We start from the raw sequence: 18,551 nt of genomic DNA on the forward strand, positions 1-18,551 counted from the left end.
AAGTGCCAATACTTGAAAATGAATATTATCGTATTCAAATTGATTCAAAAAAAGGAGTGGTAACTAGTTTATTCGATAAGGAATTGAATAAAGAATTGGTCGATTTAAGCAGTGGGTATAAGTTAGGTGAATTTGTATACGAACAACTGGATAACCGAGAATCGATGGAGCGTCTTACCAATGCGAATAGGGATACGGTTTATGTTCCGATAAAAAAGAAAATGTCTGGTTTATCCGATATAAAGGTTTCGGGTATAAAGGAAACCCCGTTATGGAGCAGTATACATATCAATGGGAAAAACGAGGAATGTGCAGATTCAAGGGGGGTTAATTTTGAAATAAAATTATATAAAAATTCAAAACGAATAGAACTCTCCTATGACATGTTCAAACGAAAGCATACTGCTCCTGAAGGTGTTTTCATTGCCCTTCCATTTCGTATGAAGGATAATGATCAATTGGCTTTTGATGTACAAGGTGGGATTGTAAATCCCGGTATGAACCAATTGGAGGGTACATCGGCCGATTGGAACGTAATACAGAATTTTGCGGCGGTTCAAAACGATGAAGCCCAGATTTTATTCAGCTCTAATGATGTTCCGCTAGTTCAATTCGGGGATATCAATACGGGTAGATTTTATTATAAGCACAAACCTGAAAACCCACATATTTATTCTTGGGTACTCAATAATTATTGGACGACCAATTTTAAGGCCAGTCAAGAAGGTGAAATGAAATGGAAGTATTATTTGACATCATCCAAGGATCGTTCTAAATCTTTTGCCACCCGCTTCGGATGGGAAAGTAGGGTCCCAATGCTTTCTCGGGTTATTCCACCAAGTAAATCAAACAAGGCCAATAGTACGGTTTCCAAATCTTTATTGGATTTTGATCTACCCAATTTAATTCTCGTCAGTGCTAGGCCTTTACCTGGTGATCAAGGAGTGCTCCTTCATCTGCGGGAAACAGAAGGGGATCATGCCATTCTTGATGTTCCAAGATTACTTGAACAAACCGGGGCGGTAAAAGCCGTTGAGACAAATGTACTGGGGGAAGAAATTAAGGAGTTGACCAAACCATTACTTATAGAGCATTACGAAACTCGATTTGTATTGTTGAAAATGTTATAGATAATAAAAAGTATGATGAAATTTAGATTGATAAGGTTTATAGTTTGTATTGGAGTTAGTTGTATTTGCTTTAGTTGTGATGAAAACGAAGGGGATAAAGGTTTGTCGAGTAATGGGTATTTGGAATATGTAGATACAAGAGTAGGTACGGCAGCCAGTATAGCAGATATTACAGTTACAGAGGTCGAAGAACCTATGGGATATGTATCGCCAATCGTAGGTAATCCTTCTGCATTAACACATTGGACACCGCAAACAGCAAAATGGACAGATAGGGTAATAACCGTTCCAGTACCCTATTGGTATGACCAAAATAAAATTCAAGGATTTCGAGGTACGCGTTACCCAAACGGAGCTGTAGTTGGTGATTGGGGTCCAATGTCCATTATGCCAATGACAGGTAAAGTTATAACTGACGCTGAGACACGTGCTTCAAAATTTAGTCATGATTCTGAGATTGCGAAACCACACTATTACTCGGTACAATTGGATGATTACAATATAAAATCCGAATTTACAGCAGCTTCTAAAACTGCATTCTTTCAGTTTACTTTTCCAGAATCTAAGTCTTCTTCAATAGTAATAGATGGCGTGTATGTTCCAGGGAACTATAAAGTGATACCTGAGAGAAATGAAATTGAGGGGTATACTGTTATTGCAGGTCATTTTAAAAATCACTTTGTTGCAAAGTTTGATAAAAAATTTAAGGTATATAATGTAGATCTGCTCCCAAATGTGGTTGGCACGAAATTGGTTCCTAATGGGTTTAAAGCAGCATATTATAATAACGATAAGTTAGAAGGAGAGCCCGATGTATTAGTAAATTATTCTGAATTGAATTACAATTGGTTAAAAGAACCTGCTGAAGGTGTTAATGCCGATTTCTTTTCTGCAAAGTATACTTGTACTCTTGTACCAAGGTACACTGGTGAGCATATATTTGAATTAACAACAAAAGATGGAACTCGAATGTATATTAACGGTAAAATGGTAATAGACCAATGGATGTATAGAGCTACTGGAACTAATAGTTACAAGGTAAACCTTACCAAAGGAAAAAAAATTGATATACGTATAGAGTATTATGACGGTTCAAGTACAACCGAAATGCAATTTAGATGTGCGGAACCCGTAAAACCAGACCCAAAACTTGGACCTCAAATGGCACTTAAAGGAGCTGATGGAAATGCAGTATATGTAACTTTTAATACTAAGGATCAGGAAAAAGTAAAGATGAAGGTTGGTACTTCTCTAATTGATATAGCACAAGCTCGAGCTAATATGGAAGAAGAATTTCCCGATTTCAATTTTAAAAAAGCTGTTACACAGGTTGCTGGTGTCTGGGAAAAAGAGTTAAATATGATTCAGGTTGAAGGTACCGAAGATGATAAAGCCATTTTCTATACTGCCTTAACCAAATGTTTTGTAAACCCTCGCAATTTAAACGAAGGTGGTAGATATTTTAGTCCGTTTGACTTTCAGGTTCATGAGGGTCAAATGTATACAGATCTTTCCCTATGGGATACCTTCAGGTCTTTACACCCGCTTTGGGTAATTTTAAAGCCTGATGAAACTGCTGACATTATCAATGGCATGTTGAATGCCTACAAAGAAGGTGGTTGGTTACCAAAATGGCCTAACCCATGGTATCGCAGTATTATGATGGGAACGCATTCAGATGCTGTTATTGCTGATGCTTATGTCAAAGGCATAAGAGGTTTTGATACAGATTTAGCATTTGAAGCAATGTTAAAAAACGCTAATGAAAAAGGAAACCATGGTTTTTCAGGTCGAGTAGGTATTGAGGAATTTAATACAATTGGTTACGTACCTGCCGATGTTTTCGGGTTTTATGGCGAACCTGTTGCAAGAACACTTGAGTTTTCTTATGATGATTATTGTATTGCCCAAATGGCTAAAGCTTTGGGAAAAGATGATTATCATGATGAATTTATGCAACGCTCAAAACGATACATTAATGTTTTAGACAAAGAAACTGGTTTAGTTCGTGGTAAAAAATTAAATGGTGAGTGGCTTCCTCCTTTTGCTAAAAGTATTAGTGTTTGGGCACAAGGCACAGATCATGACACAGAAGTATATTATAAAAATCACACATTATTAGTGCCTCACGACATTCCAGGTTTAGCCAATTTTATGGGAGGAGAAGAAAAACTGGTAAACTACCTTGATGATTTTTTCGAAAAGGATATGTATTATGTTGGTGACGAATTCTCCATGCATGCACCTTACATGTATAATAGTTTAGGTACACCTTGGAAAACTCAAAAAGTTGTTCGAGATATGCTTGCTAAATACTTCTTTAATGATGTTGGAGGTTTACCAGGTAATGATGATTGCGGTCAAGTTTCATCATGGTATGTTTTTGGAGCGATAGGCTTTTACCCTGCACTACCAGGAACCCCTACATATCAGCTTTGTAGTCCTGTCTTTGACAAGGTTTCTATAAATGTAGGTAATGGTAAGGTTTTTACAATAATTGCAAATAATAACTCTAAAAAGAATGCTTATATTCAATCGGCAACGTTCAATGGTAAAACCCATAATTCTAGTCAATTACATCATGATGATTTAATAGCCGGTGGTAAATTAGTTTTTGAAATGGGACCTAAACCAAATAAAAGTTGGGGCGTAAAAAATAATTAGAGAATAAATCAATTAGCTCATATGAATACAAAAAGCCTTGTTTATTAATCATTACTTTTGCTCTTTATACAAATTAGGTTTTAAAGTACGAAGCATTGCAAAAAAAAACTAAACAATTCTTTTTTTTTCTAATTAAGCTCACCATAGTTATTGGTGCTTTTTATTTTATTTATCAAAAAACCTTACATAACGACCAACTTAGTATTGAAACTTTTATCAATCAGTTAGAAAAAAGTGTTTTTACCAGTTCTAAATCCATTTTAATACTATTGGCATTTACTATCTGTAACTGGTTTTTTGAAATCGTTAAGTGGAAAACATTGGTTTCAAGTATAAAAAATATTTCTTTATTTGACTCTTTTAGACAGAGTTTAGGTTCACTTACAGCATCACTATTCACCCCAAATAGAATAGGTGAATATGGAGCCAAAGCTATTTATTTTAAAAAAGGAAATAGAAGAAAAATAATGTTATTAAATCTACTTGGAAATAGCAGTCAAATGGCAATTACTGTGCTATTAGGCATACTAGGATTAACATACGTTGTGATAAATTTCGATATAGAAATTAACCTGTATCGTTTAAGAAAAGCGGGATATCTATTAGCGTTATTATTGGTTGTTTTAATTGGCGGTAGTATTAAAGGGTTAAAAAAAATAAGAGGATTTTATATTGATAAAATAATTCAATTTATAAAAGAAATGCCAAAAACCTTGCATGTAAAAACGTTGACCTTCTCTTTTTTAAGATATGTATTCTTTTCGCATCAGTTTTATTTTTTATTGATAGTCTTTGGAGTTGACCTCAATTATTCAACAGCAATGGCGTTAATAACGAGCATGTATTTGTTGGCCTCTATTGTTCCCAGTATGGCATTGTTAGATTGGTTAGTAAAAGGTTCTGTGGCTATATGGGTATTTAGTTTAGTTGGCGTAAATGAATTGATTATTGTAACCATAACTTTGTTAATGTGGATTTTAAACTTCGGATTTCCTGCCATGATTGGCAGTTATTTTGTACTAAACTTTAATACCAATCAACAAAAATGATACTCTCAGTCATTATCATGTTATTTTGTTACGGAGCCTTAATAATTGCTCTAAGCATTGGGTTTGACAACGTATCTCCTTTTGTCAAAGAAGTTACTAATCCCATTTCTAAATTCTCTATTATTATTCCTTTCCGGAACGAAGAAGCGAATCTAACTGAATTACTGAACAGTTTGGTTTTACTTAATTACCCTAAAGAATATTTCGAAATTTTAATGGTTAATGATGCTTCTAATGACACTTCAGTTCAACTTATTGAGCGTTTTAAATCAATGCATCCAAGCTTACCACTGCTAGTCTTAGAAAATATCAGAAAATCAGTTTCACCAAAAAAAGATGCCATTAAAACTGCCATTAACATCGCACAATTTGATTGGATACTTACGACAGATGCCGATTGTATGTTGCCAAAAACTTGGTTACAAACTTACGATTCCTTTATACAAACTCATGAATCTAAATTAATTGCAGCACCCGTTACTTATACGATTGAAAATACCTTTTTAGAACACTTTCAATTGTTTGATTTCTTAAGTTTACAAGCTTCTACAATTGGAGGGTTTGGATTAAAAAAACCGTTTTTATGTAATGGAGCAAACCTCTGTTACCAGAAATCAGCTTTTATTGAGGTAAATGGATTTAGTGGGAACGAAGAAATTGCTAGTGGAGATGATGTATTTTTACTTGAGAAAATGAAAGACAAATTTCCAAATAACGTGCATTTTCTAAAATCTAAAGAAGCTATTGTTTTAACGAAACCTCAACCCTCAATAAAATCGTTAATTTCACAACGGGTTCGTTGGGCAGCCAAAACAACCTCAGTTAAAAGTGGGTTCACAAAATTAGTAGGCCTTATTGTTTTAGTAATGAATTTTCTATGGATTTCATCCATCATATTGTTTTTAGCAGGGTATATGAATTGGCAGAATTTATGCACTGTCATAACCTTTAAACTCGTTGTAGATTTTGTGCTGCTCATAAAAGCATTTCATTTCTTTAAGCAATCATTTGATTTTCTAAAATTTATTTTAAACAGTTTCTGCTATCCCTTTTTTAGTATGTTTGTCATCATTCTATCCTTCAAAAAAGGGTATCAATGGAAAAACAGGGCGTTTAAAAAATAAATAATGGTAAATTTAAATTACAACACATCAAATCCTGTTTTTAGCGGGTACATTTGGAAATACAAACGTAGTTCCGCTTCCAAAATGACCCTGAATGGCGTTATTTTAAAATCACTTTTTTCTATTTTTTTAGTGGGATTAACCACCTGGTATGTTTGGGATTTGGTCAACAAAGGAATTGATGTTCAGTACTACACGTATGGAGGAATGATAGCTGCAGTTGTATTCAGTATTCTTACTTCCTATAAAAAGAAATGGTCTCCCGTTACAACTCCCCTTTATGCTCTATCCAAAGGTCTTTTTCTTGGTGGCATTTCGGCCTATGCCGAAGCCAAATTTGATGGAATGCCGATGCGAGCCGTTAGCGTTACGTTACTAACATTTCTTATTATGCTACTGTTATACAAAGCTAAAATAGTTGTGGTTACCAAAAGGTTTAGAAGTGTTATAATTACTGCCATTATAACCATTATGACCATCTACATCATCAATTGGATTTTAAATCTATTTGGTATTAACTTACCTTACATTTATGGAACTTCTTGGTTCGCTATTGGGTTTAATGTTATAGCGGCAATTGTTGCATCATTCTCATTATTACTAGACTTTGATTTTATAGATCGCAAACTCGGTAAAGCACCCAAATTTTACGAATGGGTTGCCACTTGGGGCTTGCTCGTTACACTTATTTGGTTGTATGTAGAGGTGTTACGTTTAATGAAGAAGTTGGCTATCAGGTTTTAAGATACACGATCTTAGTAAAAATCATATAATTTGGTCAGTTCGAGCGTCCCGAGATATTCGGGAGAGAACTCAGTGTCCGCACATACAAGTAGGTTTCAACTCCGCTCAACCTGACATAGTAACTTATAAAAATGATAACTAAATTATCTTAACTTCAATTGCCTTTCTGTACTGAGATCGTACTAAAATCAGGTATTTGCTCGTTACACTTATTTGGTTGTATGTAGAGGTGTTACGTTTAATGAAGAAGTTGGTGATCAGGTTTTAAGATACACGATCTTAGTAAAAATCATATAATTTGGTCAGTTCGAGCGTCCCGAGATATTCGGGAGAGAACTCAGTGTCCGAACATACAAGTAGGTTTCGACTCCGTTCAACCTGACATTGTAACTCATAAAAACTATACCTAAATTGTCTTTACCTCAATAGCCATTCTATATTGAGAACGGACTAAAATTGCTTGTTTTACGGCAGGCTTCATTGTTGGTAAACGACCAATACTCTGCTCAAGAATTTCTCTAAAATTAGGAATTTGCTCGTCAATTGCATTGGTTGAAATTACATCCACTAGACTTGCTCTACCCGTATTGTCAATCAAAATATCTATCCAAGCTGTATCATTTACAGCTTTTTTCACTTTGATATCAGCCTTACTCAACGACTCTCCTAATTTTTGAGTTATGGTAGTCTGAAAGCATTCTTTTTGATTGTCGTTTTCGGCATAATTTTCACAATCCGTAAATATAGGATAGGTGTCTACTTTTGTAAAATCAATGAAGGTATTGGCCGCAATTTCTAGGTTACTTTTTGATAAAGAAGAGCTAGACGAAAAGTACTCGCATGAAGTACATAAAAGTATAAAAAAAAGAAAACTAATGGTTCGCCTTAACATTGCTGATGGTTATAATAAAAGCACTTAAACTTTTTACTTTTAAGTATAAATTTGTATTATGACGAAAGTACAATTTTTTAGCAAAATAATGCTACTCCTCTTCTTTTCCTTTCATAAAAAGCACTTTATTAATCTCTTTAATGCGTGATTTTGCATATAAAGTTGATTTCTCATCATAGGTGGAGAATTTCTCAATATATTTTTTATAATGATTTAAGGCAATTTTTTTATCCTTATAATAATCATCGGAGAGCATTGCTATTTGAAATAAAAGTTGATAATTTCTCTGATTATTTTCATAGCCTTTCTGAAAAGACGTTATGGCTTTTTTAACTTCCTTTTGTTCTAACTGAACTTTCCCCAATTCAAAATAGTTCTTATCAACATCAGGTTTTTGAAAAGCAATGGACATATAAAAACTCATTTCAGCCTTTTCATATTCTTTCATAGCTGCATGCACTAATCCAATATTAAACAGGGTATTCGTATCCGTAAAATCTACTTTCATCACCTTTTTAAAATACAACAAGGCGTTTTCATAATCATCAACTTTAAAATAACTTAAGCCAAATAATTTATTGACAAATGGGGTTTTAAAGTTTAAAGCTTCCAATCGCTTTAGATACACTATAGTAGTATCATATTTCTTCTTTAAAAATTGATTTTGGGCTTTTAATTGTAAAAAGTTCAAATTTTCAGAATCGATTTTCAGCCCTTTATCAATAAATATGTCAGCTGAATCTCTCACCTTAACTTTATTATAATATTTTGCCAGTTGATACATACTTTTAATATGCGTAGTATCTAATCGAAAGGCTTCTAAATAGGGGTTCAAAGGGTCCTTTTTTATCTTTTCTAAGGCTTCACCTAATTCATAATGGTAATTCGGATTTTCAGGATCTTTTACCACCAACCCATTTAACAAATCAATGGCCTTTTCTGTTTTTCTATTGGCACTGTATAGTTTAGCCAAATTGTATTGTAATAATAAATTATCAGGATTATCTTTTAAAACCTCACTTTGCAATTGCATCGCTTTTTTAGAATTACCAGTATACTGATAACACTTACCCAATTGTTCTTTTACTTTATCCGTTGGTTTTAAAGTATAAACTTGATTGTAGTAGTTAATTGCATTAGTGTAGTTACCTGTTTTTTGATATATGTCTGCAATTTTATTAAGCACGTCAACTGAAGGATTTTCTTCAGTTTTCAATTGCTCTAATGCTAATTGATAATTCCCTTTTTCTAAAAATTCGTCAGCAACGGCCAAAACCGATGTTTGAGCATCGGTTTTAATTATACATACAAATACGAGCAGCGACAGTACTAATTTATGTAACATAAAAGATAATGTTTTAATCTACCTCTAAAGTAATAGGTAATGTATATTTTACAGCTACTTTTTTACCTTGATACTCTCCAGGAATCATTTTAGGTAGACTTTTTACAACTCGTATAGCTTCACGCTCTAAATCGGCATGTGGCCCACGAGCTCTTACCTCAGTAACATTACCTTCTTTATCAATTTTAAAAGCTACATACACCTTCTTTTTACCTGGTTCTAAACTCAAGTTTTTTGTAAGATTTACATTAAACTTACTTCCAACAAATTTTTGAATACTTTGTTGTAAGCATTTTTTCGAATCTTCTGCATTTTCACAATCCGGAAAAATCGGAGAGTTTTCAATTATTGCAAAAGGAACTCCTTCTGTTAACAATTGTTCGGAGAGTTTTTCTATTATTGGGTTATTAGATTTGTCGTTTTCCTCTCTCATTTTTAGTAAATATTGATAAAGTGCTTCCTTTGTTATTTTTTTTCTTTCATCGTTTCCACTATCAGCTTTATCTATTTCTTCTAATTCCTTAATAATTATTTCCAATCTTTCTTCAATAAATTTTCGACTTTCTGTATCTAAATCTAATAATTCATCTGTCGAGATTCGTTCTTCAATACTAGGATCTGATTTCTCACATGAAGTATACAATAGCATTCCTGCTAATACTGGGATTAACAATACATACTTGAGCTTCTGTAATTGTTTTGATTTACTTTTGTTTATCATAAGTATTCGTTTTTTTAGTAATGAATGTTTAAAAAATGGATTGATAAATGATATGTTTTGGACTCCAAAAGTTTCTGCTAATAAATGGTTAAAATAAGTAGCCTTATTTTCCGTTTTTATCGCTTTTGAATCGGCAATAAATTCGTGTAATTCAGATATTCGTGCTTGGTATAAATAACTATATGGATTAAACCAACACACAATTTTTTGTAATTCAAAAAACAATAAATCTAAACTGTGCTTTTGTTTTACATGCACCAATTCATGCTCAATAATTTGCGTTTTATTATTGGTTTCTTTTCCTAAAAAAATATAGTTAAAGAAAGAAAATGCCTTATTATTATGTAACCATACCAAGTAATAACTAGGTTTGAATTCCTTATCATGGGTAGTTATTAATCTGACTAACTTATAAAGCCTTAATGCAAATAAAATACTGGCAACGGCAATACCAAGCCAAAAAATTACTTTTAACACTAAAAAAAATGTAATTGGCTGACCCAATTGTTCTTTAATTACTGTAGAAGGATTCAACACCACTTCAGGCAATAGTACCACATACTCTTGGGGAATGATTTCTTGTACAAGGTCAATTTTTACCAACGGAATAACATAAGCCAACACTGAAGTTGTCATCAAATAAAAGCGGTTCCATTGAAAAAAAGTCTCTCGTTTTAAAAACAAGTCGTACACTACTAGAAATAGCGTTTGAAATAATAGGACTTTGATGATGTAGTCTAGCATGGTTAAAATATTAGTCGGAAGACGGTAGACCGTGAACCGAAGTTATTTTTCTTACTTTTATTACTCAGTTTTTTTCTGGTCTTCCAACTTATTAATCTCTTTCAATATTCCCTCCAACTCACCTACACTCACATCATTTTTCTCCACAAAAAAGGATACCATACTTTTAAATGAACCTCCAAAATAACCATCCATTAATTTGTGTAAACTCTGATTACTATAGGAAGATTTTTTAACCAAAGGAAAATACTTATATCCCTTTCCGAAAGTTTCATGATCTACAAAATTTTTATCTTCCAAAATCCTTACTATGGTAGATACCGTATTATAGGCTGGTTTTGGTTCCGGAAACTTCTCAATCATTTCTTTTACTGTGCACAATTTTAATTGCCACATAATCTGCATAATTTGCTCTTCAGCTTTTGTTAATTGTTTCATTTTTTTTACTTTTATTAATTTCCATATGACAAATATAACTAAAAAATTAGTTTAAACTAATTTTTTAGTTATAAACTTTAGCACACTTATTGCTATATTGCATATAAATACTAAATTAATAATGGATATACTTTTACTTATACTGGGCGGATGCCTAATGCTACTAGGCTTAATTGGCTCATTTTTACCGATATTACCTGGCCCACTTACGGGATGGTTGGGCTTATTGGTTTTACATTTAACAAATGCCATACCTATGAACTGGACGTTTTTAGGAATCACCCTAGGGGTTGCTTTACTTATTTGGGTGCTTGATTATATAATTCCCGCAATGGGCACCAAAAAATTTGGTGGAAGTAAATCAGGTGCAATTGGCACCACTATAGGGTTGATAATAGGTTTATTCTCCCCTATTCCTTTAGGATTTATTATCGGAGCATTTGTTGGAGCCTTTATTGGAGAAATGGTTTTTGACAGTACAGATACTAAACGTGCCCTTAAAGCTAGTTTCGGATCTTTTTTAGGTTTTCTTTTCTCAACAACAGTAAAATTTATAATAAGTATGGTGTTTCTGGTTTTCTTTATAAGTAAAGTGTATGACAATTGGTCATTACTAATTGGATAATCAGATTTACTTCTCTAGCACTTCATAAACGCAAAAAAGACTTCCCTAAATGGAAAGTCTTTTTTCATGTAAATTGGATTGAATTATTTTTTATCTCCGTCGAGATATTTCTTTTTCTGTTGATTAATTTCTGCAAATGTTTCTTTTTAGGGACTTTTAAAAAGTTTACTTTATGTTTCACTTACACTTATAAAACAATTCGTTACTAAAAGTTCCTACCTTAACATTCAACTAATTAACATTTTAAACCACAAACACCTCTATTTAAGCAACTTATATATTTCTATTAATTCTTATAATACTTCATTTTAAGTTAACACATCGTCAAAGGGAACTATTAAATTACCAGTAAGATTCAAAGAGTTTTAATCAAAAAACTTCCATTTTATCAGATTGTGCTAATAAAACACTTCCTTTAACGGATATAAATTAGAACTACACGAATATCGTTTCTCTATTTGTTGTTGTCATTTTTAATCTACTTTTATTGCTTCAAAATGACAATTCATGGATACATTTATTATAAATACGAATGCCACTTATATAAAGAATATTTTAATTTCAGAAGACTATATAAAAGTTACTGATGAAGATTATAAAACGAAAGATGCTTTTTTAGAAAAATTCAACACTAAAAAAGGAATTTTAGATACTCGACATCTCATTGACTATAAAAACATAGAAAAAATTGTTTTATATGAAGATGAATTAGCCTATCAAGTTTACTTTAAAGAAAATGATAAAAAGGAAATGTGTCTATTACATCTTACTACATTACAACAGTATAATGAAGTTTTAGATACTATCCTTTCAAAGATAAACTTAAAGAAAATCGATATTAAAATTCGCACTAGAGCATGGATAAAACCAGCCATCTACACCTTAATACCCGCTCTATTAACATTTGCTTTATTTATGTCTGCCAAGCAACTTGAAGCGGGTGAAAATGTTCAAGTTTCTGGGAGCAGAAGAGGCTTAAAAAAAATAATGTTGCAAATTTCAGAATATTTAGGGTCAACAAATGCACTGCTGTTAGGGAGTGTTGTTACTTGTGGTTTTATTTACTTTGCGTACAGAGCCTATCAAAAAAGTACTATTGAACAAGAGTCTTTTATAAAATAATACTGAAAATCTGAAAGTAAAAAGAATAATAAAAATCAAAGCAGTCTTATTTAACAACAGTAAACGAAATTAATCGTTAACTAAAATAAATATGTTTATTTTTAACTATTAATGGGCAAAACAAAACACATATTCACACGCTTACTATTGTTTTTTACAATAACCTCGACTTTTAGTCAGAGTGAAGAAATAAAAGACCTACCTCAACTCTTTAAAGATAGAGAATATCAAGAAGTTATAGATATTTTAAGCTCTGAAGATGAAAAACGAGAACTCAATTTAGATGAACTTTTTTATTTAACAAAATCATATGGCAGAACGGGCCAATACTCTAATGGACTTGTTTATGCCGAAAGAATGAAAAACATTTGTTTAGTTCAAAAAGATACCACAAATTTAGTGAGAGCCCTGAACTTAAAAGCCGAAAACGTAATTGATTTAGGTAGATATGAAATAGGCGTTAAATTTTGTGAAGAGGCAAGTACTGTATTTAGAACACAAGATTCATTAGAATATCAGAAGTTATGTTTTAAATGGGGTATGATGCTCTATCACACCCAACAGTTTAAAGATGCATATGATGTTTATAATAAAATTACACACAAACCTTATAGAGAACTGTCTCTATTTACCAATAATTATGCGTTAACCCTTATGGGAATTGAGAAATGGGATGAAGCTCTTAAGTATCTAAAAAAATCAATATCCTTAGATAACAGTACAGGTAAAAACACAAGTATCAATCTATCAAACATGGCTAATATTTATATAAATTTGAAGCAATGGAAACAAGCTGAAATTCTTTTAGATTCCGCCGTGAGATCATTACAAAAAGGCAACAGTTTAATCGCAAGAAAGGCTGTTTATAACAATTATTTTGAACTTTTTAAAAAACAAAACAACATTGAGAAAGCAATGTTTACGTTAGACGAAATAGAAAAAATTAACCAAGATATTTTCAATCAGAAAGTAAATGAAAAATTACAAGCTCTAGAAAGTGCAAATAGCAGTAAAGTATCATTAACAAAAAAAGTAAAAGTTATTGATGATCAGTTACAATTATCGCAACGTCAAATGTTATGGGGTGCCGTTATATCATTATTATTAATTATAGGGTTACTTACTACGCTTTTTATTTACAAATACAGAAATATAATGGCTGCTCATGAAAATGTATTAGTAGAACAAAAACTATTACGATCGCAAATGACACCACATTTCATTTTCAATTCACTGTCTGTTCTTCAGGGTATGATTTTAAATAAAGAAGATAGAAAAGCAGTTAGTTACCTTTCTAAATTCTCAAAATTGTTACGATTAATTTTAGAAAATTCTAGAGAAAAATTAGTCCAACTTGAAGATGAATTAAATGCTGTGCAACACTATGCAGACTTACAAAATATGAGAAGTCAGAATCAGTTTACTTACACCTTAACATTTAAAAATAAATTGCCGTCTCAAAACATACTTATTCCACCTATGTTAATTCAACCCTTTGTTGAAAATGCCATTGAACATGGCTTTAAAAAAGATTTTACAAATGCTAAAATCGACGTAGACATTCTATTTAAAGATAATAAATTAACATGTATTATAAGTGATAACGGTGTTGGAGTAGATTCTGACATTAATAAAACGAACAGTAAAAAGAAATCTTTAGCAACAAAAATTACCTCAGAGCGTTTAAAAATCATATCAAGAGAATTTAAAATGGAATCTGGTGTTCATGTGCAAGACCGACAACAATTTAACGAAAAAGGGACGCTAGTTACCCTAATATTACCTTATAAAATTAATAAAGATGCTTAAAGCCCTTATAGTAGAAGACGAATTATATATTAGGAAAGGTTTAATTTCTATGGTAGAAAGTCTTAATAAAGACATAGAAATTATTGGTGAATGTGAATCGGTTAAAGATGCAGTTACCGTAACTAAAGCTTGCAAACCGGATCTTATTTTTTTAGATATTAACTTAACAGATGGCAATGCTTTTGACTTCTTAGATCAAACTACGGAACTCTCATTTAAAGTTATTTTCATTACAGCTTATGAGCAATATGCACTGCAAGCTATAAAAAATGGAGCAGTTGATTATATTTTAAAACCTGTAGATATTGATGAGCTCGAAGCCGCTATTGATAAAGCTATAACGACTGAAGTGGTCACTCAGAAAGAGCAATTAGAAGTTGTTAAAAGTCAATTGATAGACAATACTAAAACCAAATTAGTTTTAAGACTACAAGAAGGCTATCAAGTTATTGAATTTGATGCATTGGTATATTGCCAATCAGACAAAGGTTATACTACATTTTACCTTTCTGACGGCAAATCATATATCGCCTCTAAACCTATAAAAGAATTTGAAGGACAGTTACCTACTTCAAATTTTATCAGAACACATCAATCATATGTTGTTAATTTAAATTTTATCGATAAATATGACAAAACAGGTTATATTTATTTAAAATCAGGAGTAAAAGTACCTGTAGCTTCACGAAGAAAAGAAGAGTTTGTTTCTAAATTACTTGGAGAATAAATAAGTATTTCATTTGATTAATCAAATGTAAATCCATCTTAAACAAATACTAAAATAATCATTGCAAATATACATTTGCACTTTATTTAAACTTAGTTCGTTATTAGTTTTGGTATTGAATTTAAAATCAATAACAAATGAAACGTAAGTTACAACCAGAATACAATTCACTTGAAAATATCAAACAGTTTTTAATGACTAAAACTTCAATGGATTGCTCTATACAACAAGACCAATGGTTTGATGACGGACAAGTAATGTTAACGGCAAGGAAACAATGTATTGTTATAAAAGAAAGTGGTACGGCAGGTGCAAAAGTAGTATTAAAAGAAAATAACATTGTTGATATAAGACCTATTGCACCAAGCACCTATATCAATACGCTAACTCAACGTGGTATTGTAGCGATGCTTATCCACGCTATTATTTCTGGCTCACAAAATAAAGTAGCTAACGAAGTAGAAAACTATTTATTAGAAATTCAAAACAACTAACCATGAACACTAAAACCTTCAATTATAAAGAAAAATTTTCAATTTGGATTTTCACACCTGCTGTTGTTTTTATTGCAGTAGCAATATATGCCTTTATTGAAAAAGTAAGTTTTTCGTATAGAGGTAATATGGTCTTAGACTATCCTATTAGTTATTATGTACCAGGAATCCTTGGAGTACTATTTATTGCTTATGGATTTTATAAATTTGTTAAAGCTTCAAAGTCTAACCAAAATCAAAAACCAATAAGTTTAGGCGAAACTTCAATGAGTTTTCCAAAAGGTTCGTCTAACACTGTACTATTAAATTACAGTACTATTAACGAATTATGGGTAAAGGATGATAAAGATGATGGAGAGTCCGTTATTTTATATAGCGAGGATAGCAAAAATAGATTTGAATTTTTTGCAGAAAACTTTGACTCTGATTCGAAATATATTGACTTTAAAACCTATTTAGAAAAAGTATGTACAAATATTACCAATAGAGAATAACAATTATTTCGATATAGTATAAAAAGAGCTTTACTGTTTAATAAGACATACGAACAAAAACATTAAATGGACCTAATTCCAACACTGTTGAATTAGGTTTTTTTTATTTCAAAACAATAAAAAAAACGAATATCAATCAAACCGCCGCGAATAAACATCGCTTCACTATTAAGCTCCAAAGTTCTTTTATTTTAGCCAAGTGAATACAAATAATCACAATAAATAATTAATCAATTTAAATTTTAAAAATGAAAACATTAAAAATCAGTTTACTAGTTGCCATTGCAGCTTTCACCGTTAACACTGCAAGTGCACAAAAACTAAAATCTTTTGGTAGTTCTATTGAAAAGAAGGTAGGCCCAGTTACAAAAAAAGTTCCTTATACCGATGTCGTAAGTTATTTAGGCCATGCCGCTGTAGATACTGAAGATGAAGTTAGAGATGGTAAAAAATTCTATTACATCTATGTATGGATTCCTGCTGTAGCACCTGAATTGGGACTTAGAATGATCTCTCCAGCTAATAAAGTAAAAGTAAAAAACCCTATAAAAGGAGCTACTTATGATGCTAATGCATCTTCTAAAGATTTCTTTGATACCTATATTACTTTAGAGCGATCTGATATTATTTCTAAAGATAAAGTTGACACATACAAAACAGCATCTTGGCATAAGTTAGCTAGTAATGATGATACTAGTGAAATATATAAACAGCCAAGTGGAAACTCTTATAACTCATTATTAAGATATAAAAGTAAAGTAGGTGATCCTACAGGAGCATTGACAACAGGTTTATATAGAATCGGTTTTACTACTTATAAAAAAGGTGAAGTAAAAGGTACATTTTTAGCTCAAATTGGTTCTCCAATAAAATTACCAGGAGTTGTTATGGCAAAAACTATTGAAGAGTTAAAAGCTCAAATGAAATAATTTTTAAATTTATGGGAACAATAGGAACAATAATATTGGTAATCGTGCTTTGTGCTTTTTCCTTTGGTTGGTATTTTATGCAACAAAAGAAAACGGCCAACGTAACGAAGGATTTTAATGTTATAAATCAAAAAGAGAATACCTCTATATATTTCAAAGAACTATTAAATGGGAAATTCTCATTTTTAAAGAATGAAATGAAAAACGCTCCTATTGATGCTTTTTCAGCAGGCCGAATTCCAAATTCTTTAGGAGACAAAGCAAAAGCACTTGCAACAGACGTTGCAAAATCCGCAGCTTGGAGGTTAGTTGGTGTAAAAGCCAGGTATACCAGAGAAGATGCAATGTGTTACTTTGTTTTGAGTGGTGATGACCTTCATTTTCTCACTTATTTTGAGGATAAAATTGATAGTCATACACTCTTTACTAAAGATAAAATTAACGGTGCTACAATTTCTCAAATTGAGTCAGCAAAAACAGAGAAGAAGTTTGGTGCTGGAGTTCATAATGAATACCAGCTGACTTTTACAATGAAAGGTGAACCAATTGTTCTAATCCTAAAAGATTATATAACAGAAGTTGTTGGACAAGGCATACCCAATGCGATGAGTACTGAGTACAACAAAGATTTAGTTAAGCAAAACTTAATAGGCTTACACTTTAAACGTATGTTAGGAGAAAAGTACCATCATTTAAAAATTGGATTATAAAATTTCAGAATACTCTATCCTCATTTAGGGTAGAGTATTCTTATTTTAAGAGATACATTTGAACTAGTTGTGGCATGTTAAAAATAAAATCAAAACTATTCAAGTATCCACATTTAGAATAAAACATATAGGCTAAACTACCACAAAATCGCTTCATTTAACCAATCAAAGGAAGGTTTATACCAAGATTTTGACCAAATAAATATCACAAACGGTACCCCATTTATAAATTTAAAAAACTTTAATATTATGATATTTTACGGAAGTAGAAGTAAACATTTAAAAACAGAAAGGGTTACAGGTCCTACTTGTCAGCACTGTAAAAATCAGGCCCCTATCAATATTACTATTTTTGGTAAATACGCACATCTTTATTGGATACCATTTTTCCCTATTGGTAAAACTGGAGTATCAGAATGTACACATTGTAAAAAAACGCTTGCACCTAAAGAAATGGATACTTCATTAAAAAGAAAATATGATGAAATAAATTCTTTTATCAAAACACCATTTTGGTTTTGGTCTGGTATTATACTTATATTATTTCTTTTTTTACCGACCATTATAATGACTATATTTAGATAATAACAACCTAAAATATCATTTCTTACAATCTCTATCTCATCTAACAGAGGTTAAGTTTAGCAATGTTTTAAAACTATATTTTCTTCTTTCTAAAAGCACATTATAAAATCAATTTTAAGATTAATACTCCTACTATATTTATTTCTTTATAGAAATTCATATTGTATTTATTATATATAAAATAGAAGTATTGAAGTAAGTTAGA

General features: G+C 31.6%; 18 protein-coding genes. 14 read left to right on the top strand and 4 right to left on the bottom strand.

What is annotated here, in order from left to right; genetic code table 11:
* Window positions 1-2: 2 nt before the first annotated feature.
* The 5 genes from D3P13_RS02000 (at window position 3) to D3P13_RS02020 (ending at window position 6,711) form a co-directional block, all read left to right on the top strand.
* Window positions 3-1,130 (top strand): glycoside hydrolase family 38 C-terminal domain-containing protein, encoded by a 1,128-nt coding sequence (locus D3P13_RS02000; RefSeq protein ID WP_117879622.1) that lies wholly within the window; start codon window positions 3-5, stop codon window positions 1,128-1,130.
* Between the two features lie 12 nt (window positions 1,131-1,142).
* Window positions 1,143-3,794, top strand: coding sequence for a GH92 family glycosyl hydrolase (locus D3P13_RS02005; RefSeq protein ID WP_117879623.1), 2,652 nt, complete (start codon window positions 1,143-1,145; stop codon window positions 3,792-3,794).
* A 95-nt stretch (window positions 3,795-3,889) separates the two neighbouring features.
* Complete coding sequence (locus D3P13_RS02010; protein ID WP_117879624.1) at window positions 3,890-4,843, top strand: lysylphosphatidylglycerol synthase transmembrane domain-containing protein; 954 nt, start codon at window positions 3,890-3,892, stop codon at window positions 4,841-4,843.
* The gene (locus tag D3P13_RS02015) at window positions 4,840-5,967 is read left to right on the top strand and encodes a glycosyltransferase family 2 protein (protein ID WP_117879625.1); all 1,128 of its coding nucleotides are present in this window, start codon (window positions 4,840-4,842) and stop codon (window positions 5,965-5,967) included. The genes D3P13_RS02010 and D3P13_RS02015 overlap by 4 nt, the downstream gene beginning before the upstream one ends.
* Before the next feature lie 3 nt (window positions 5,968-5,970).
* Window positions 5,971-6,711, top strand: a complete 741-nt coding sequence (locus D3P13_RS02020) for a Bax inhibitor-1/YccA family protein (RefSeq protein WP_117879626.1) — start codon at window positions 5,971-5,973, stop codon at window positions 6,709-6,711.
* A 406-nt stretch (window positions 6,712-7,117) separates the two neighbouring features.
* On the opposite strand, the gene D3P13_RS02025 is transcribed toward D3P13_RS02020, so the two are convergent.
* From D3P13_RS02025 to D3P13_RS02040, 4 genes are all read right to left on the bottom strand, one after another.
* The gene (locus tag D3P13_RS02025; protein ID WP_117879627.1) at window positions 7,118-7,603 is read right to left on the bottom strand and encodes a hypothetical protein; all 486 of its coding nucleotides are present in this window, start codon (window positions 7,601-7,603) and stop codon (window positions 7,118-7,120) included.
* 91 nt (window positions 7,604-7,694) lie between these two features.
* Window positions 7,695-8,948 carry a tetratricopeptide repeat protein gene (locus D3P13_RS02030; protein WP_117879628.1) on the bottom strand — a complete coding sequence of 418 codons (1,254 nt, stop codon included), beginning with the start codon at window positions 8,946-8,948 and terminating at the stop codon, window positions 7,695-7,697.
* A gap of 13 nt (window positions 8,949-8,961) precedes the next feature.
* Complete coding sequence (locus tag D3P13_RS02035; protein ID WP_117879629.1) at window positions 8,962-10,413, bottom strand: M56 family metallopeptidase; 1,452 nt, start codon at window positions 10,411-10,413, stop codon at window positions 8,962-8,964.
* Between the two features lie 60 nt (window positions 10,414-10,473).
* Window positions 10,474-10,851, bottom strand: a complete 378-nt coding sequence (locus tag D3P13_RS02040) for a BlaI/MecI/CopY family transcriptional regulator (RefSeq protein ID WP_117879630.1) — start codon at window positions 10,849-10,851, stop codon at window positions 10,474-10,476.
* A 121-nt stretch (window positions 10,852-10,972) separates the two neighbouring features.
* On the opposite strand from D3P13_RS02040, the gene D3P13_RS02045 reads away from it, so the two are divergent.
* From D3P13_RS02045 to D3P13_RS02085, 9 genes are all read left to right on the top strand, one after another.
* Window positions 10,973-11,476 carry a DUF456 domain-containing protein gene (locus tag D3P13_RS02045; RefSeq protein ID WP_117879631.1) on the top strand — a complete coding sequence of 168 codons (504 nt, stop codon included), beginning with the start codon at window positions 10,973-10,975 and terminating at the stop codon, window positions 11,474-11,476.
* A 507-nt stretch (window positions 11,477-11,983) separates the two neighbouring features.
* Window positions 11,984-12,598, top strand: a complete 615-nt coding sequence (locus tag D3P13_RS02050) for a hypothetical protein (RefSeq protein ID WP_117879632.1) — start codon at window positions 11,984-11,986, stop codon at window positions 12,596-12,598.
* A gap of 111 nt (window positions 12,599-12,709) precedes the next feature.
* On the top strand, window positions 12,710-14,407 hold the full coding sequence (locus D3P13_RS02055; RefSeq protein WP_117879633.1) for a histidine kinase: 1,698 nt from the start codon (window positions 12,710-12,712) through the stop codon (window positions 14,405-14,407).
* Window positions 14,400-15,134 carry a LytR/AlgR family response regulator transcription factor gene (locus tag D3P13_RS02060; protein ID WP_117879634.1) on the top strand — a complete coding sequence of 245 codons (735 nt, stop codon included), beginning with the start codon at window positions 14,400-14,402 and terminating at the stop codon, window positions 15,132-15,134. The genes D3P13_RS02055 and D3P13_RS02060 overlap by 8 nt, the downstream gene beginning before the upstream one ends.
* Window positions 15,135-15,271: 137 nt before the next feature.
* A complete protein-coding gene (locus tag D3P13_RS02065) occupies window positions 15,272-15,628 on the top strand; it encodes a hypothetical protein (protein WP_117879635.1) in 357 nt (118 codons plus the stop codon).
* A 2-nt stretch (window positions 15,629-15,630) separates the two neighbouring features.
* Window positions 15,631-16,122: a DUF1206 domain-containing protein gene (locus tag D3P13_RS02070; RefSeq protein ID WP_117879636.1), complete on the top strand. Its 492-nt coding sequence runs from the start codon at window positions 15,631-15,633 to the stop codon at window positions 16,120-16,122.
* A 248-nt stretch (window positions 16,123-16,370) separates the two neighbouring features.
* Window positions 16,371-17,051 carry a LipL32 family surface lipoprotein gene (locus D3P13_RS02075; protein WP_117879637.1) on the top strand — a complete coding sequence of 227 codons (681 nt, stop codon included), beginning with the start codon at window positions 16,371-16,373 and terminating at the stop codon, window positions 17,049-17,051.
* Window positions 17,052-17,062: 11 nt separating this feature from the next.
* Window positions 17,063-17,761, top strand: a complete 699-nt coding sequence (locus D3P13_RS02080; RefSeq protein WP_117879638.1) for a hypothetical protein — start codon at window positions 17,063-17,065, stop codon at window positions 17,759-17,761.
* A gap of 249 nt (window positions 17,762-18,010) precedes the next feature.
* Window positions 18,011-18,346: a hypothetical protein gene (locus D3P13_RS02085; protein WP_117879639.1), complete on the top strand. Its 336-nt coding sequence runs from the start codon at window positions 18,011-18,013 to the stop codon at window positions 18,344-18,346.
* Window positions 18,347-18,551 lie beyond the last annotated feature (205 nt).

It is taken from the genome of Aureibaculum luteum (assembly GCF_003449015.1).
Classification (GTDB): domain Bacteria; phylum Bacteroidota; class Bacteroidia; order Flavobacteriales; family Flavobacteriaceae; genus Aureibaculum; species Aureibaculum luteum.

Excerpts from the sequence above, each read along its gene's own strand:
- D3P13_RS02005 (WP_117879623.1), top strand. The coding sequence starts at position 1,143 with ATGATGAAATTTAGATTGATAAGGTTTATAGTTTGTATTGGAGTTAGT.
- D3P13_RS02015 (WP_117879625.1), top strand. The coding sequence starts at position 4,840 with ATGATACTCTCAGTCATTATCATGTTATTTTGTTACGGAGCCTTAATA.
- D3P13_RS02020 (WP_117879626.1), top strand. The coding sequence starts at position 5,971 with ATGGTAAATTTAAATTACAACACATCAAATCCTGTTTTTAGCGGGTAC.
- D3P13_RS02025 (WP_117879627.1), bottom strand. The coding sequence starts at position 7,603 with ATGTTAAGGCGAACCATTAGTTTTCTTTTTTTTATACTTTTATGTACT.
- D3P13_RS02030 (WP_117879628.1), bottom strand. The coding sequence starts at position 8,948 with ATGTTACATAAATTAGTACTGTCGCTGCTCGTATTTGTATGTATAATT.
- D3P13_RS02035 (WP_117879629.1), bottom strand. The coding sequence starts at position 10,413 with ATGCTAGACTACATCATCAAAGTCCTATTATTTCAAACGCTATTTCTA.
- D3P13_RS02040 (WP_117879630.1), bottom strand. The coding sequence starts at position 10,851 with ATGAAACAATTAACAAAAGCTGAAGAGCAAATTATGCAGATTATGTGG.
- D3P13_RS02045 (WP_117879631.1), top strand. The coding sequence starts at position 10,973 with ATGGATATACTTTTACTTATACTGGGCGGATGCCTAATGCTACTAGGC.
- D3P13_RS02050 (WP_117879632.1), top strand. The coding sequence starts at position 11,984 with ATGGATACATTTATTATAAATACGAATGCCACTTATATAAAGAATATT.
- D3P13_RS02055 (WP_117879633.1), top strand. The coding sequence starts at position 12,710 with ATGGGCAAAACAAAACACATATTCACACGCTTACTATTGTTTTTTACA.
- D3P13_RS02060 (WP_117879634.1), top strand. The coding sequence starts at position 14,400 with ATGCTTAAAGCCCTTATAGTAGAAGACGAATTATATATTAGGAAAGGT.
- D3P13_RS02065 (WP_117879635.1), top strand. The coding sequence starts at position 15,272 with ATGAAACGTAAGTTACAACCAGAATACAATTCACTTGAAAATATCAAA.
- D3P13_RS02070 (WP_117879636.1), top strand. The coding sequence starts at position 15,631 with ATGAACACTAAAACCTTCAATTATAAAGAAAAATTTTCAATTTGGATT.
- D3P13_RS02075 (WP_117879637.1), top strand. The coding sequence starts at position 16,371 with ATGAAAACATTAAAAATCAGTTTACTAGTTGCCATTGCAGCTTTCACC.
- D3P13_RS02080 (WP_117879638.1), top strand. The coding sequence starts at position 17,063 with ATGGGAACAATAGGAACAATAATATTGGTAATCGTGCTTTGTGCTTTT.
- D3P13_RS02085 (WP_117879639.1), top strand. The coding sequence starts at position 18,011 with ATGATATTTTACGGAAGTAGAAGTAAACATTTAAAAACAGAAAGGGTT.